The sequence below is a fragment of the Paucibacter sediminis genome (assembly GCF_030254645.1).
In the GTDB taxonomy this organism is placed as follows: Bacteria; Pseudomonadota; Gammaproteobacteria; order Burkholderiales; family Burkholderiaceae_C; genus Paucibacter_B; species Paucibacter_B sediminis.
Map to the genome: position 1 here is coordinate 5,120,926 of NZ_CP116346.1, position 16,203 is coordinate 5,137,128.

General features: G+C 64.8%; 11 protein-coding genes and 5 tRNA genes. 4 read left to right on the forward strand and 12 right to left on the reverse strand.

What is annotated here, in order from left to right:
- Positions 1-49: 49 nt before the first annotated feature.
- From PFX98_RS23730 to PFX98_RS23780, 11 genes are all read right to left on the reverse strand, one after another.
- Positions 50-125: transfer RNA gene (locus PFX98_RS23730), tRNA-Gly, on the reverse strand.
- Between the two features lie 49 nt (positions 126-174).
- Positions 175-250, reverse strand: a tRNA-Gly gene (locus PFX98_RS23735).
- Between the two features lie 11 nt (positions 251-261).
- A tRNA-Cys gene (locus PFX98_RS23740) sits at positions 262-335 on the reverse strand.
- Between the two features lie 73 nt (positions 336-408).
- Positions 409-484: transfer RNA gene (locus tag PFX98_RS23745), tRNA-Gly, on the reverse strand.
- A gap of 119 nt (positions 485-603) precedes the next feature.
- Entirely contained in the window at positions 604-3,051 is a 2,448-nt protein-coding gene (gene lon, locus PFX98_RS23750; RefSeq protein ID WP_285232940.1) for an endopeptidase La, read from the reverse strand.
- 86 nt (positions 3,052-3,137) lie between these two features.
- A complete protein-coding gene (gene clpX, locus PFX98_RS23755) occupies positions 3,138-4,406 on the reverse strand; it encodes an ATP-dependent Clp protease ATP-binding subunit ClpX (protein ID WP_285232941.1) in 1,269 nt (422 codons plus the stop codon).
- Positions 4,407-4,524: 118 nt separating this feature from the next.
- Positions 4,525-5,133: an ATP-dependent Clp endopeptidase proteolytic subunit ClpP gene (gene clpP, locus PFX98_RS23760; protein WP_285232942.1), complete on the reverse strand. Its 609-nt coding sequence runs from the start codon at positions 5,131-5,133 to the stop codon at positions 4,525-4,527.
- A 136-nt stretch (positions 5,134-5,269) separates the two neighbouring features.
- Positions 5,270-6,583: a trigger factor gene (tig, locus tag PFX98_RS23765; protein ID WP_285232943.1), complete on the reverse strand. Its 1,314-nt coding sequence runs from the start codon at positions 6,581-6,583 to the stop codon at positions 5,270-5,272.
- Between the two features lie 33 nt (positions 6,584-6,616).
- Positions 6,617-6,703, reverse strand: a tRNA-Leu gene (locus tag PFX98_RS23770).
- A gap of 150 nt (positions 6,704-6,853) precedes the next feature.
- Entirely contained in the window at positions 6,854-10,015 is a 3,162-nt protein-coding gene (locus PFX98_RS23775) for an efflux RND transporter permease subunit (protein WP_285232944.1), read from the reverse strand.
- A 16-nt stretch (positions 10,016-10,031) separates the two neighbouring features.
- Positions 10,032-11,156 (reverse strand): efflux RND transporter periplasmic adaptor subunit, encoded by a 1,125-nt coding sequence (locus PFX98_RS23780; RefSeq protein WP_285232945.1) that lies wholly within the window; start codon positions 11,154-11,156, stop codon positions 10,032-10,034.
- 191 nt (positions 11,157-11,347) lie between these two features.
- Between PFX98_RS23780 and hpnC the strand changes: the two genes are divergently transcribed.
- Genes hpnC through PFX98_RS23800 form a run of 4 tightly spaced genes read left to right on the forward strand, consistent with a single transcriptional unit; the run spans position 11,348 to position 15,164 of the window.
- Positions 11,348-12,214, forward strand: coding sequence for a squalene synthase HpnC (gene hpnC, locus PFX98_RS23785; protein ID WP_285232946.1), 867 nt, complete (start codon positions 11,348-11,350; stop codon positions 12,212-12,214).
- Entirely contained in the window at positions 12,211-13,059 is an 849-nt protein-coding gene (gene hpnD / locus PFX98_RS23790; protein ID WP_285232947.1) for a presqualene diphosphate synthase HpnD, read from the forward strand. Before hpnC ends, hpnD begins: the two co-directional genes overlap by 4 nt.
- On the forward strand, positions 13,059-14,351 hold the full coding sequence (hpnE, locus tag PFX98_RS23795; RefSeq protein WP_285232948.1) for a hydroxysqualene dehydroxylase HpnE: 1,293 nt from the start codon (positions 13,059-13,061) through the stop codon (positions 14,349-14,351). Before hpnD ends, hpnE begins: the two co-directional genes overlap by 1 nt.
- 42 nt (positions 14,352-14,393) lie before the next feature.
- Positions 14,394-15,164 carry an IclR family transcriptional regulator gene (locus tag PFX98_RS23800; protein WP_285232949.1) on the forward strand — a complete coding sequence of 257 codons (771 nt, stop codon included), beginning with the start codon at positions 14,394-14,396 and terminating at the stop codon, positions 15,162-15,164.
- Position 15,165: 1 nt separating this feature from the next.
- Here PFX98_RS23800 and pbpG read toward each other — a convergent pair whose 3' ends face one another.
- Complete coding sequence (pbpG, locus tag PFX98_RS23805; protein WP_425334642.1) at positions 15,166-16,170, reverse strand: D-alanyl-D-alanine endopeptidase; 1,005 nt, start codon at positions 16,168-16,170, stop codon at positions 15,166-15,168.
- Between the last annotated feature and the right edge of the window lie 33 nt (positions 16,171-16,203).

Genomic DNA, 16,203 nt, shown 5'->3' on the forward strand with positions numbered 1-16,203 from the left:
TACGCAGCTGAAACGAAAAAGGGAAGCCGCTTGGCTTCCCTTTCGAATTTGGAGCGGGAGAAGAGTCTCGAACTCTCGACCTCAACCTTGGCAAGGTTGCGCTCTACCAACTGAGCTACTCCCGCATATCGCCACTCCGTTTGCACGGCTCGGCCATTTTCGGATCGAATGAACTGGAGCGGGAGAAGAGTCTCGAACTCTCGACCTCAACCTTGGCAAGGTTGCGCTCTACCAACTGAGCTACTCCCGCAGTGTCATTCCTGGAGGCGCGGTCCGGAGTCGAACCGGACTAACCGGATTTGCAATCCGGGGCATAACCGCTTTGCTACCGCGCCTCAGCAATCCATCGCCATCGCCTCTTGCGAGACTTTGACGAAAAAGGGAAGCCGGGGCTTCCCTTCGAAATCCTGGAGCGGGAGAAGAGTCTCGAACTCTCGACCTCAACCTTGGCAAGGTTGCGCTCTACCAACTGAGCTACTCCCGCATGGACTTCAACACACGACTCACAGGGCTTTGGCTTTCGCCATCTACGCTGCGCTGTTTGCGCTGAAGCTCACATTCTATACCGGATTTTTTGTGTCGCGCAAGGGGCCTCGCGAATTTTCAATGCTTGAGTGCATCTCCACCCGCAACGGCCGCCGTCGCCGGCTCGGGCTTCGCAGCCTCCGCCGCCGCTTTCTCAGGAGCGACCGCGGTCACTTCCTCGTCCGGCAGAGGCTGAGGGGCGGCCTCCAGCGCCACTTCCAGCACACGGTCGATCCACTTCACCGGCACGATCTCGAGCTGGTTCTTGACGTTCTCGGGAATGTCTTGGAGATCCTTGACGTTTTCCTCGGGAATCATCACCGTCTTGATGCCGCCGCGGTGCGCCGCCAACAGCTTCTCCTTCAAGCCGCCGATGGCCGTGACCTCGCCACGCAGGGTGATCTCGCCCGTCATCGCCACGTCGGCCCGCACGGGGATGCCGGTCAGCGCAGAGACAAAGGCGGTGGTCATGGCGATACCCGCGCTCGGGCCATCCTTGGGCGTGGCACCGTCGGGCACGTGGATGTGCACGTCGCGCTTCTCGAAGGCCTCGTCCTTGATGCCCAGGCGGCGGGCACGTGAGCGCACCACCGTGCGTGCGGCCTCGACCGACTCCTTCATCACGTCGCCCAGCGAACCAGTGCGGATGATGTTGCCCTTGCCAGGCATGGCGGTGGCTTCGATGGTCAGCAGATCACCGCCCACCTCGGTCCAAGCCAAGCCGACGACCTGACCCACCTGGTTCTTCTTCTCGGCGCGGCCAAAATCGTACTTGCGCACACCCAGGAAGTCGTTCAGGTTGTCCTCGTTGACGAGCACCTTGCCCTCGTAAGTCTTAAGCGCCAGACCCTTCACCACCTTGCGGCAGATCTTGGAGATCTCGCGTTCCAGCGAGCGCACGCCAGCCTCACGGGTGTAGTAGCGAATGATGCCGCGGATCGCCGATTCGGCGACCTCCATCTCTTCGTCCTTCACGCCGTTGTTGCCACGCTGCTTGGGCAGCAGATAGCGCTGGGCGATGTTGACCTTCTCGTCCTCGGTGTAGCCAGAGAGGCGAATCACTTCCATCCGGTCCAGCAGGGCCGGCGGGATGTTCATCGAGTTCGAGGTGGCCACGAACATCACGTCCGAGAGATCGAAGTCGACCTCGACGTAATGGTCGCCAAAGGTGTGGTTCTGTTCGGGATCCAGCACCTCCAGCAGGGCCGAGGAGGGATCGCCGCGGAAATCCATGCCCAGCTTGTCGATCTCGTCCAGCAGGAAGAGCGGGTTGCGCGTGCCGACCTTGGACAGGCTCTGCAGCACCTTGCCCGGCATCGAGCCGATATAGGTGCGACGGTGGCCACGGATCTCGGCCTCGTCGCGCACGCCACCCAGGGCCATGCGCACGAACTTGCGGCCGGTTGCACGTGCCACCGACTGGCCGAGCGAGGTCTTGCCCACGCCCGGGGGGCCCACCAGGCAGAGGATGGGCGCCTTGACCTTGTCGACGCGCTGCTGCACCGCCAAGTACTCGAGGATGCGGTCCTTGACCTTCTCCAACCCGTAATGGTCTTCGTTCAGCACGTTCTCGGCATTCGCCAGGTCGTGCTTGATCTTGGTCTTCTTGCTCCAGGGCAGGTTGACCAGGGTCTCGATGTAGTTACGCACCACCGTGGCTTCGGCCGACATCGGCGACATCAGCTTGAGCTTCTTCAGCTCGGCATCGGCCTTCTTGCGCGCTTCCTTGGGCATGCGAGCAGCCTGGATCTTCTTGTCCAGCTCCTCCATATCGGCGCCGTCTTCGCCATCGCCCAGTTCCTTCTGGATCGCCTTGACCTGCTCGTTCAGGTAGTACTCGCGCTGGCTCTTCTCCATTTGGCGCTTGACGCGGCCACGGATGCGCTTTTCCACCTGCAGGATGTCGACCTCGTGCTCAAGCAGGTCGAGCAGCTTCTCCAGGCGCTTGGCCACGTCCGACAGGTCCAGCACCGACTGCTTGGCGTCGAGCTTGAGCGGCAGATGCGCGGCAATGGTGTCGGCCAGGCGGCCGGCATCGTCGATGCCACCGATGGAGGTGAGGATCTCGGGCGGGATCTTCTTGTTCAGCTTGACGTATTGGTCAAACTGCTGGGTCACCGCACGACGCAGCGCCTCCACCTCGGGCTTGGTGTCGGCCTCGGGCGGGATGGGCAGCACCTCGGCGACGAAATGCTCTTCCGTTTCGGTGATGCTTTGCGTGGTGGCGCGCTGCAGGCCCTCGACCAGCACCTTCACGGTGCCATCGGGCAGCTTGAGCATTTGCAGGATGCTGGAGACACAGCCCACCTCGAACATATCGTCCGACTTGGGCTCGTCCTTGCCGGCAGCCTTCTGCGCCACCAGCATGATCTGGCGGCCGGCTTCCATGGCCGCTTCCAAGGCCTTGATGGACTTGGGGCGGCCGACGAACAGGGGAATCACCATGTGCGGGAACACCACCACATCGCGCAGCGGCAGCAGCGGCAAGGTGATCGGTTCTGCAGGCAGGATGGGATGACCGGACATAGAAACCTCTCTTTCTCAGACCCATCTAGGGCCTGAGGGGGCTATTACAAGATGCGCGTGCGCTGCTGGATCGCACGAATACCCGGTCAGGCGCTGGCCTTGGCCTGCTCGCGGTAAACGAGCAGCGGCTTCGCGTCTTCTTCGATGTTGTGCTCGTCGAGCACAACCTTGGCCACGCCATCGAGGGCGGGCAATTCGAACATGGTGTCGATGAGCGAATGCTCCATGATGGAGCGCAGGCCGCGCGCACCGGTCTTGCGGGCCAGCGCCTTGCGGGCAATGGCCATCAGCGCCGATGGACGGATCTCGAGTTCGACGCCATCCATCGCAAACAGTTGCTGGTACTGCTTGATCAACGCGTTCTTGGGCTCGGTGAGGATCTGCACCAGGGCATCCTCGCTCAGCTCGCCCAGGGTGGCGACCACCGGCAGGCGGCCCACCAACTCGGGGATCAGGCCGAACTTGATCAGATCCTCGGGCTCCACCTCGCGGAACACCTCAGAGACGCGGCGCTCGCTCTTGGTCTTGACGGTGGCACCAAAGCCGATGCCGGACTTCTCCGAACGGTTCTGGATGACCTTCTCCAGGCCGTCAAAGGCACCGCCGCAGATGAAGAGGATGTTGGTGGTGTCGATCTGCAGGAAGTCCTGGTTCGGATGCTTGCGCCCGCCCTGCGGCGGCACCGAGGCCATCGTGCCTTCCACCAGTTTCAGCAAGGCCTGCTGCACGCCCTCACCCGAGACGTCACGGGTGATGGAGGGGTTGTCGGCCTTGCGCGAGATCTTGTCGATCTCGTCGATATAGACGATGCCGCGCTGGGCTCGCTCTACGTCGTAATTGCAGTTCTGCAGCAGCTTCTGGATGATGTTCTCGACGTCCTCGCCCACATAGCCGGCTTCGGTCAGCGTGGTGGCATCGGCGATCACGAACGGCACGTTCAAGAGACGTGCCAGCGTCTGGGCCAGCAAGGTCTTGCCGGAACCGGTGGGGCCGATCAAGAGGATATTGCTCTTGGACAGCTCGACCGAGTCCTTGTTGCCGCCCATATGGCGCAGGCGCTTGTAGTGGTTGTAGACCGCCACCGACAGCGTGCGCTTGGCCACATCCTGGCCGATCACATACTGATCCAGGCTGGCCTTGATCTCGCTGGGTACGGGCAGGTCGGACTTGCTGGCGCGGGTTTGCGCGGAGTCGGCCGGGACTTCGTCGCGGATGATGTCATTGCAGAGCTCGATGCACTCGTCGCAAATGAACACCGACGGGCCAGCGATCAGCTTCTTCACCTCATGCTGGCTCTTGCCGCAGAAGGAGCAGTACAGAACTTTCTCGCTGGAATTGCCTTTTTTCTCGGCCATGGATCTGCTTGGGTTTCATTCAGGCGTCACTGCCTGAACTGATGATAGTTCAAATGCGGCCGGGGCCCTTTTGTCAATAAGGGCCCCGTTCTTGCGCCAGTTGCCCCGGCGGCTGCGCTCAGGCGCGTTTTTCGATCACTTGATCGATCAGGCCATAGGTCGCGGCCTCGGCCGCTGACATGAAATAGTCGCGCTCGGTGTCGAGCTGGATCTTTTCCAGGCTCTGACCGGTGCGCTCGGCCAGGATGCGATTCAATTGCTCGCGGGTCTTGAGGATCTCACGCGCATGGATCTCGATGTCCGTGGCCTGCCCCTGGGCGCCGCCCAGCGGCTGGTGGATCATGATCTTGGAGTTGGGCAGCGCGAAGCGCTTGCCCTTGGCACCCGCAGCCAGCAGGAAGGCGCCCATGCTGGCGGCCATGCCCATGCACAGGGTCGACACCGGGGGCTTGATGAACTGCATGGTGTCGAAGATCGACATGCCCGCCGAGACGCTGCCGCCGGGCGAGTTGATGTAGAGGAAGATCTCCTTGTCGGGGTTCTCGCTCTCCAGGAACAGCAGCTGCGCCACCACCAGGTTGGCCACCGCGTCATTCACCGGCCCGACCAGGAAGACGATGCGCTCGCGCAGCAGGCGGCTGTAGATGTCGTAGGCACGCTCACCACGGCCCGATTGTTCGATGACGATGGGCACCATGCCCAGATTGCTCGTTTCCAGCGCGCTCATGAAGAATCCTTGAAACATGCGTGTAGCGTTGAGGTGGGCCGATTATGTCGCCCTCGGCACGACCTCGCTGCGGGAATGAAAAAGGCGTCGGCCTTGCGGCACGACGCCTTGCTCTGAAGAGCCTGGCTCAGCCAGCTCAGCCGGCCGTGGCCATCAGCTCGTCGAAGGGCAAAGCCTTGTCGGTGACCTTGGCATTCGCCAGCACGAAGTCGGTGACGTTGTTTTCGATCACAACCGCTTCCACCTCAGCCAGACGCTGACGATCGCTCAGATACCAGCGCACCACTTCGGCGGGCTTCTCGTAGCTTTGCGACAGCTCTTCGATGTGTGCCTGCAGCTGCTCGGGCTTGGCTTGCAGATTGTTGGCGCGCACCAGCTCGGCCACCACCAGGCCCAGGCGCACGCGGCGCTCGGCTTGGGGTTGGAAGATTTCGGCGGGGATCGGTGCCTTCTCGGCATCCTTCACGCCACGCTTCTTCAGGTCTTCGCGGGCACCGGCAACCAGGCGCTCGGTCTCGCTGGCGATCAGTGCCTTGGGCACGTCCAGCTCGGCCACCGCCACCACGGCGTCCATCACGGCGCCCTTGTTGCGAGCCAGCACGCGGAACTTCACTTCGCGCTCAAGGTTCTTCTTGATGTCGGCGCGCAGCGCTTCCACCGTGGCTTCCTTGATGCCCAGGGACTTGGCAAAAGCCTCGTTCACTTCGGGCAGGTGCTGGGCTTCGATCTTCTTGACCGTGACCAGGAAGTCGGCTTCCTTGCCGGCCACATCCTTGCCGTGATAGTCCTCGGGGAAGGCGAGCGGGAAGGTCTTGGACTCGCCAGCCTTCATGCCGCGCACGGCCTTCTCGAAGGCCTCGAGCATCTGGCCTTCGCCGATCAGGAACTGGAAGCCTTCGGCCTTGCCGCCGGCGAAGGTCTCGCCGTCGATCTTGCCTTCGAAGTCGATGGTCACGCGATCGCCTTCGGCGGCCACGTCAGCGGCGGCGCGTTGAGCAAACGTGCGACGCTGCTTGCGCAGGATCTCGACGGTCTTGTCGATCGCCTCTTCGGTCACCTCGCTGGTGACGCGCTCGACCTCGGCGGCCGACAGATCACCCAACTTGACTTCCGGGTAGATCTCGAAGGTGGCGTCGAAGGCCATCGTGCCTTCGGGTGCTTCGTCCTTCTGGGCGATGCTGGGAGCGCCAGCAACACGCAGCTGGGCTTCGTTGGCGGCTTGCGAGAAGGCCTGACCGAGCTTGTCGTTCATGACTTCGTACTGGACCGAGTAGCCGTAGCGCTGGGCCACGACGCTCATCGGCACCTTGCCGGGGCGGAAGCCGTCGGCCTTGACGGTACGGGCCAGCTTCTTGAGACGGGATTCGACTTCGCTGTTGATGTCAGCGGCCGCCAGCGTGAGCGTGATGCGGCGTTCGAGCTTTTCGAGGGTTTCGACGGTGACAGCCATATGTGACTCTGAATGTGACTCTGAAAATTGACCTGGTGCGCGGGGCCGGACTCGAACCGGCACGCCCGTGAAGGCGTCAGGACCTAAACCTGGTGCGTCTACCAATTTCGCCACCCGCGCGAGTGGATTCAGAGTTGCCTCGATCTTTCTGATCGCGGCAGCCCTGTGGCGATGCGGCAAACCGGAGATTGTAGCCGGTAGATTAGGCAAAAACCGGCGCGCCATCCACCCAAGGGTTTTGGAGCGCGCCGGCGCGGACGCAGCCGGCGCTCAGGACTCCAGCTTGGAGGGCATGAATCGCGAGGCGGCGGCCGGGCGCTGCACCCGGAACCAGGCCGCGTACATGGCCGGCAGCGCCAGCAGAGTGAGCGCCGTGGCCACGATCAGGCCACCCATGATGGCCACGGCCATCGGCCCCCAGAACACGCTGCGCGACAGCGGCACCATCGCCAGCACGGCGGCAGCCGCCGTCAGCACAATGGGACGGAAGCGCCGCACCGCCGACTCGACGATCGCTGACCAGGCCGGCACGCCACGCTCGCGGTCCTGCTCGATCTGGTCGATCAGGATCACCGAGTTGCGCATGATCATGCCCATCAAGGCGATCACGCCCAGCAGGGCGACGAAGCCGAAGGGCCGGTTCAGCAGCAACAGCGCGCCGGCCACGCCGGCAATGCCCAGGGGTCCGGTCAGGAACACCAGCATGGCGCGCGAGAAACTCTGCAGCTGCAGCATCAGCAGGGTGAAGGTGATGAACAGCATCATCGGTACGCCGGCAGCGATGGAGCCCTGGCCCTTGCTGCTCTCCTCGACCGCGCCGGCCACTTCGATGCGATAGCCGGGCGGCATCTTGGCCTGCAGCTCCTTCAGTGCCGGCCAGACTTGCGCCGTCACCGTGGCACCTTGCAAGCCCTCGGCCACGTCGCCCTGCACCGTCACAGCAAAACTACGCCCTTCGCGCCACAGCACGCCGGGCTCCCACTCAAAGCGCACCTTGGCGATCTGTGTCAGCGGTACGGCGCGGCCGCTGGCGGTGGGCACATAGGCGCTTCCTAAATCGGTGATGGCGTTGCGCTCCTCAGCCGGTTGGCGCACCACGATGTCGATGAGGCGATCCGCTTCTCGGTATTGCCCAATGGTTGTGCCCGACAACATCACCCGAGAAGCCTGAGCAATGCTCTGACTGGTCACCCCCAGCGCGCGCGCCTTGTCCTGATCGATGTCAAGCTTGAGCGCCTTGATCGATTCGTTCCAGTTGTCGTTCACGCCACGCATATTCGGGTTGGCGCGCATGATCTCCTTGGCCTGATCACCCCAGCGGCGCAACTCTTTCACGTCTTCGCCAACGATGCGGAACTGCACGGGATAAGCCACAGGCGGGCCATTCGGCAGCAGCTTTATCCGCGTGCGCACCTCCGGAAACTCCTTCGCCATCAACTCGGGCAGGCGCTTCCGCAAGGTCTCGCGCTCCGCCAAACTCTTCGGCAGTACGATGGCTTGGCTGACATTGGATTGCGGGAAGATCGCATCCATAGGCAGATAAAAGCGTGGCACACCGCTGCCGACCCACATGGTCACGCTGTCCACGTTGGACTCTTTCAGCATGCGAGACTCAAAACGCTTGGCCACGGCCTCGGTCTGTTGAATCGTCGCCCCTTCCGGCAGCCACAAATCCACCAGGATCTCCGGCCGGCTTGAGTCAGGGAAGAACTGCTGCTGCACGCGCCCCATGCCCACCAGACCCAGGGCAAACAGCAAAACCGTCATTGCGATCGTCTTCCAGCGGTGCTGCACGCACCAGTGCACTGCAGCCCGAAAACGGTTGTAGAACGGTGTATTGAACAGCTCATGCTCTTCGCCACTGGAAGACGCCCGCGTGCGCAATAGCAAGGCCCCCAGATAAGGCACGAAGTAGACCGAGACCACCCAAGAAATCAACAGCGACGCCGCCGTCACCGCGAAAATGGCAAACGTGTATTCGCCGGTGGAGGAGCGCGCCAGGCCAATCGGAAGAAAGCCCACGGCCGTGATCAGCGTGCCCGTCAGCATGGGCATGGCCGTCACCTCGTAGGCGAAGGTCGCGGCATGCATCTTGTCGTAGCCTTCTTCAAGCTTGCGCACCATCATTTCCACGGCAATGATGGCGTCATCCACCAGGAGTCCAAGCGCAATGATGAGCGAGCCCAGCGAGATCTTGTGCAGCCCCACGCCCCAATAGAACATGGTCACGAAGGTAATGGCCAGCACCAAGGGGATCGTGATCGCCACCACCAGCCCCGGCCAGATGTCGATGCGCATCGGGCGCATGTGCAGGCCCAGGCTGATGAAACTCACGCCCAGCACGATCACGACGGCCTCAATGAGCACTTGCACAAACTCGCCCACGGAACGCGTCACCGCCTGCGGCTGATCCTGGATCTGACTCAGGTCCATGCCCGCCGGCAGGGCTCGCCGGGTGCGGTCGGTCACAGCCTTCAGCGCCTTGCCCAGCACGATGATGTCGCCGCCCTTGGCCATCGATACACCCATGGCAATGACCTGGCGCCCCTGGTGCCGCACGGTGACACCGGGCGGGTCCACATACGCGCGCTTGATGTCGGCGATGTCACCCAACCTAAGGCTACTGGCCACGCCCGTGAGGGGGTTGATGGCGCGCAAGGGCATGTCGCGCAAGGCCTGCACCGAGGTCAGCTGTCCCTGCACACGGATTTGCAGATTGGTGCTGCCCGCATCCAGCACGCCCGCCCCTTCCACCGCGTTCTGCGCGCTCAGCTGGGCAATGACCTGGTTGAAATCGACGCCCAATTCAGCCAGGCGTTTTTGCGAAACCTCGACGAAGAGCTTCTCTGCCTGCACGCCGAACAGTTCGACCTTGGCCACATCGGTGACCTTGAGAAGGTCAGAACGCACCCGTTCAGCCTGCTGTCGCAGCTCCTCATAACTGAAACCGTCCGCCGACAGCGCAAAGATAGAGCCGTAAACGTCACCAAACTCATCGTTGAAATACGGGCCATACACGCCCTGGGGCAAGCTGCCGCGAGCGTCGTTAATCTTTTTGCGCACCGAGTACCAGAGGTTGCTCACCTCTTGCGGCGGCGTGCTGTCCTTGACCTGAAACAGCGTCATCGACTCGCCGGGCTTGGTATAGCTGCGGATCTTGTCGGCGTGCGGCACCTCCTGCAGCGTCTTCTCGATCTTGTCGGTGACCTGCTCTGCCATCTGCAGGGCGGTGCTACCGGGCCAAAAAGCCTGCACCACCATCAACCGGAAGGTGAACGGAGGATCTTCATCCTGCCCCAGCTGGAAATAGGCGGCGAAGCCCATCGCCATCAGCACCACCATCAGGTAGCGCGTCAACGCTGGGTGCTCCAGCGCCCAACGGGACAGATTGAAACGCGAGGCGGCCGGGCTACGGCTGGATTTGCTCATCATGCTGCCCTCAAGCGGCTCAACGCGAGGCCGCGCGAGCGGCCGCCGGCGATGCCTCAGCAGGCGCTTGATAGCGGCGCACCTTTTGTCCGGCCGTCAGCACATGCACGCCGGCAATCACCACCTCGTCACCGGGCTTGAGCCCGTCGGCAACCACGACCTCGTTGCCATCCGCGCCGGCCACCTGCACCTGCCGCGATTTCACCGTCATGCTGGCTGCGTCCAGCAGCCACACGGTGGCATGCCCCTGCTGCTCCAGCACCGCACTCAAAGGCAGCTTGAGCACCTGTGAGCGCACAGCACTCTGCAGCAGCACCGTCGCCGTCTGCCCCAGCTTGACGTCCAGCTTGCCCACATCCGCCTTGGCCTGGAAGGTGCGCGTGACGGGATCGGCCGCGGCCGCCAACTCGCGCAGGCTGATATCCCTGGGCTGCTGGCCCTCGCCCCAGAGGCGCACCTTGAAAGCGCCCGGCACCGCCGTGGCGGCGCGCAGCAGGCTCACCTGATCCTCTGGCACCGAAAACACCACGTCGCGCGGGCCGTCATGGGCAATGCGCACAATGGGCGTGCCCGGCCCCACCACCATGCCTGGCTCGGCGTCCACGCCGGTGATCACGCCGGCGGTGTCGGCCACCAGCATGGCGTAGGCCGCCTGATTGGTTTGCACGCCGGCTTGCGCGCGCGCCTGCTCCAATTGCGCTTGCGCGGCCTTGAAGGCGCTGTCGCGGCGCTCCAGTTCGGCCGCGCTAATGAAGCCCTGGTCCTTCAGCTCGATGAAACGTCGATAGTCGGCGCCCAGCTGATCGCGGTTCACCCGCGCGGCCAGCACCGCCGCCTTGGCAGCCTCCTGGGCCAGCACCAGATCCTGCGCATCCAACTGCGCCAGCACTTGGCCGGGCTTGACCACGTCGCCCAGATTCACACGCCGCTGCAAGAGCTTGCCGCCAACGCGAAAAGACAGTCGCGACTCGGTGCGCGCACGGATCTCGGCCGCGTATTCGCGCGTACCACCCGCCGAGTCACTGGCCAGCACCAGGGTGCGGACGGCGCGCTCCGGCTCCGGTGCTTGCGCAGGCTTGCTGCAGCCGACCACCAACAAGGCGCCAAGCACCGACAAGGACAGACGCGAGAAGACTTGGGGCATGAACCACCTCGGCAAAGGGGCCGCTCGCGCCGGCGCAGGGTCTTGCGCCCGGGCGACAAAGCATGCCCCGAAGTAACTGACTAACCGGTCAGTAATGTATGCAGACGCCCTCGGGCTGTCAAACCCGCAAGGTCGCGAATTCGGCCGCCGCTCGACAACAAAGCATTCGCAAAACACACACAATCTGGCCCGTGAGCATAGAACACTACGAAAACTTCCCGGTCGCCTCCTGGCTGTGCCCGCCAGCGCTGCGGCCGGCCGTGACAGCGATCTACCATTTCGCCCGCACCGCCGACGATCTGGCCGACGAAGGCGAGGCGACGACCGAGCAGCGCCAAGAGGCGCTGCGGGCGTACCGCAGCGATCTCCATGCCGTCGCGGCCGGCATCGCGCCCTCGACGCGCTGGCGAGCGCAGGTGTTCGAACCCCTGGGCACGGTCTTTCATGCATATCGACTGCCCTTGCGCCTGCTTGACGATTTGCTGGACGCGTTTGAGCAGGACCTGGTGAAAACACGCTACGCCGACCGCGCCGAGCTGCTGGACTACTGCCGCCGCTCCGCCAACCCGGTCGGGCGCCTGCTGCTGCATCTCTACGGCATCGACGATGCCGCCGCGCTGCGGCGCTCGGACGCCATCTGCACCAGCCTGCAGCTGATCAACTTCTGGCAGGACATGAGCCGCGACGGCCCGGTCGGGCGCTGCTACGCGCCGAGCCCGGATCTGCAGCGCCACGGCTTGACGGCCGACGACCTGCTGGCCTGCCAGGACGACCCGGCCGCCCGCGCGCTGTTGCGTGAACTCAGCGCCTGGGCCGAAGGCCTGATGCGCGAGGGGGCGCCGCTGGTGCACCAGCTGCCCGGGCGGGCCGGCTGGGAGCTCAGGCTGGTGGTGCAAGGCGGACTGCGCATTCTTGAGAGAATCCGCGCCATGGAATTTGCAACCCTCAGCGCGCGCCCCCATCTGGGCGCGCAAGACCTGGCCCCGATGCTGTGGCACGCCCTGCGCATGACGCCCGCGCGCCTGGCGCGCCAAGCGCAACACGCGGAGGCCGCGTGAGCCCCGAGCAGTACGTGCAGGAAAAGGCCGCCAGCAGCGGCTCCAGCTTCTACTACGCCTTTCTGTTCCTGCCCGCGCCGCGCCGCGCCGCCATCACGGCCTTCTACGCGTTCTGCCGCGAGATCGACGATGTGGTGGACGAGACGCAGGACGCCGGCGTGGCCGCCACCAAGCTGGCCTGGTGGCGCAAGGAGGCGATGGCCGCCTTTGCGGGGCAGCCTCAGCATCCGGTGATGCGCGCGCTCATGCCGCATTGCTCTGTCTACGACATCCGGCTGGAACATTTGATGGCGGTCATCGAGGGTTGCCAGATGGATCTGGACCAGAGCCGCTTTCTCGACTATCCGGGCCTGCAGCGCTACTGCCATCTGGTGGCCGGCGTGGTGGGCGAAGTCGCCTCGGCCATCTTTGGCCGCAGCGAGCCGCAGACGGTGGCCTACGCCCACAAGCTGGGCCTGGCCATGCAGCTCACCAACATCATCCGCGACGTCGGCGACGACGCGCGCCGTGGCCGCATCTACCTGCCAATCTCGGAGCTGCAGCAGTTCGACGTCAAGGCGCACGAGATCCTGCTGAGGCAGGCGCCCTGGGGCTATAGCGAGCGCTTCAGCCGCCTGATGGCCTTCCAGGCCGAACGCGCACATCGCCTATATGACGAGGCCTTCGCGCTGCTGCCCGAGGCCGACCGCCAGGCCCAGAAGCCCGGCATCATGATGGCCAATATCTACCGCGCCCTGCTGCGTGAAATCGAGGCCGAGCGCTTCCAGGTGCTGCACCAGCGCATCTCGCTGACGCCGTTGCGCAAGCTCTGGATCGCGATGCGCACCAACTGGCGCGGTCGTTGATGGCCGACCGCACGCGCCTGGCGGTGATAGGCGGAGGCTGGGCCGGTCTGGCGGCGGCCGTCGAGGCCTGCCAGGCCGGCGCCGAAGTCACGCTGTTCGAGATGGCCAGCGCGCCGGGGGGGCGTGCACGCACGGTCAGCGCCGGCGCGCACGCGCTCGACAACGGCCAGCACATCCTGATCGGCGCCTACAGCGCCAGCCTGTCCCTGCTGCGGACCCTGGGCGTGGACCCCGCCATGGCGCTGCTGCGCCTGCCGCTGCAACTGCGCTACCCCGAGCAGGCCGGGCTGCAGCTGCGCGCCGGCCATCCGGTGCCGAGCTTCGCCCTCGCGGTGCTGCGCCATGCAGGCTGGCCGTGGCGGGCGCGGCTCTCGCTGCTGAGGCATTGCACGGCCTGGGCGCTGCGGCGCTTCGAGTGCCCGGAGGCGCTCAGCGTGGCCGAACTCTGCATGGGCCTGGCCGACGAAGTCCGCGCGGATCTGGTCTGGCCGCTGTGCGTGGCGGCATTGAATACGCCGGCGGAGCGCGCCAGCGCGCGCGTGTTCCTGCGTGTGCTGCGCGACGCCTTGTTCAGCGGCCCCGGCTCAGCCGATCTGCTGCTGCCGCGCCTGGGCCTGAGCGATCTGTTGGCACACCCGGCCGCGGCCTGGCTGAGCGGCCATGGCGCACGGCTGCGCATGTCGCAGCGCGTCGAGGCCCTGCACGCCAGTGATGCGGGCGCTTGGCTGGTCGATGGCGAGCGCTTCGACGCCGTGGTGCTGGCCTGCAGCAGCGTGGAGGCGGCACGCCTGACGCAAGACCTGGCCCCAGGCTGGAGCGGGCTCGCCCGGGCACTGCGCTTTGAGCCCATCGTCACCGTTTACCTGGAAAGCCCGGGCTCGGCCCTGCCCTCGCCCATGCTGGCGCTGCGCGAGGGCCCGGCCGACCCGGCGCAGTTCGCGTTCGACCTGGGCCAACTGGACCCGCGGCGCAGCGGGCAGTTCAGTCTGGTCGTCAGCGGCGCGGCGGCATGGACCGCACGCGGCCTGGATGCCTGCGCGGCCGCGTGCCTTCAACAGGCGCAACGTCAACTCCGCTGGGCCAGCACGCCGCGCCTGCTGCGCGTCTTGGCCGAGAAACGCGCCACCTTTGCCTGCAGCCCCGGCCTGGCGCGCCCCGGCAGCGCGATTGCGCCCGGCCTCTATGCGGCGGGCGACTATGTCGACGGCCCCTACCCCGCCACCCTGGAGGGCGCGGTGCGCGCGGGCATGGCCGCAGCGCGTCAAGCGTTGCCACGCAGCGCCAGCCGCTAATTTCGCGATGTAAAAACGGGGCAATTCCCGCACAATGAAGCCATGAAGCAAAAAGAGGCTCAGACACCCGCGATTCAAGTCCTGGAACGAACGTTTGCACTGCTGGATGTCCTGGCCAGCCAGCAGGATCCGGTCTCGCTCAAGCAGATCAGCGAAACCACCGGACTGCATCCCTCCACCGCCCACCGCATACTGAACGATCTGGCGATTGGCCGCTTCGTCGACCGGCCCGAGGCCGGCAGCTATCGACTGGGCATGCGCCTGCTCGAACTGGGCAATCTGGTGAAGGCACGCCTGGATGTGCGCGATGCCGCCATCGGCCCGATGCGCGAGCTGCACAAGCTGACCCACCAGCCCGTCAACCTGTCGGTCCGCCAGGGCGATGAGATCGTCTATATCGAGCGCACCTACTCCGAACGCTCGGGCATGCAGGTGGTGCGCGCCGTGGGCGGCCGCGCGCCCTTGCACCTGACCTCGGTCGGCAAGCTCTTCCTAGCCAGCGATGATCCGCAGCGGGTGCGTGCCTACGCCACCCGCACCGGGCTGGCCGGCCACACCCGCAACAGCATCACCGACATCCAGGCCCTGGAACGCGAAATGGCGCTGGTGCGCCAGCGCGGCGTGGCACGCGACGACGAGGAGCTGGAGCTGGGGGTGCGCTGCATGGCCGCCGCCATCTACGACGACCAGGGCAAGCTCATCGCCGGCCTGTCGATCTCGGCGCCGGCGGACCGGCTCGAAGAGGCCTGGCTGGCGCGCGTCAAGGAAACCGCGGCGCAGATCTCGGCAGCCCTGGGCTACCGCGGCGGCTGAATCAACCACCGACGCCGCTGTCGGCCACCGTGCTGGGCTGGGTGCTCAGCCATTTGCGTACCCGCTCGGCATCGCCGATCCGCGAGTACTTGCCGGTCGAATCCAGGAACACCATGATCAGCTTGCGGCCCGCCAGCTTGGCCTGCATCACCAGACAACGGCCGGCCTCGTTGATGAAACCGGTCTTCTGCAGGCCGATGTCCCAGCTGGAGCTGCGCACCAGGCCGTTGGTGCTGTGGAAGGCCATCTGGCGCTTGCCCACCATCACCTGATGGTCCTTGGAGGTGGAGAATTCGCGCAGCAGCGGGAACTCATGCGCCACCTTGACCAGCGCGGCCAGATCCTTGGCGCTCGACTGGTTGCGGCTCGACAGGCCCGTCGGCTCGACGTAATGCGTGTCCGTCATGCCCAGGCTCTGGGCCTTCTGGTTCATGGCCGCCACAAAGGCAGTCGGCCCGCCCGGGTAGTTGCGCCCCAGGGCGCTGGCGGCACGGTTCTCCGACGCCATCAGCGCCAGGTGCAGCAACTCGCCACGGCTCAGGGTAGTACCGATGGCCAGGCGCGAGCCCGTGCCCTTCTCGGTATCCTTGTCCTCATCACTGATGGTCAGCTGCTCATCCAGCGACAAGCCCGCCTCCACCACCACCAAGGCCGTCATCAGCTTGGTGATCGAAGCAATCGGCAGCACCGCCTGGGAATTCTTCGAGAACAGGACCTCGTTGGTGTCCTGATCCAGCACCAGGGCGACGCTCGACTTCAGGTCCAGCGGGTCATCCACGGCATGCAGGCCGTAGAGCTGGCCAAAGGTGGGCTTGGCGGCCGCTTCCACCAGCGCAGCCTTGCGCGGCGAGCGCGGTGCGGGCTTGGCCTTGCGCACGCTCTTCTTGCTGCTGGGCTGCTGCGCGGCCGCCTCGGCCGACTGCACGGGCGCCAAGGCGCCCGCGCCCAGCAGGAGACCGCTCAAAGCAAAGCCGGACAACAGAGTAGCTAAAGTCTTCAATCGCATCCCCAACAAGGTCGACCGCAGTTTAGGCGATAG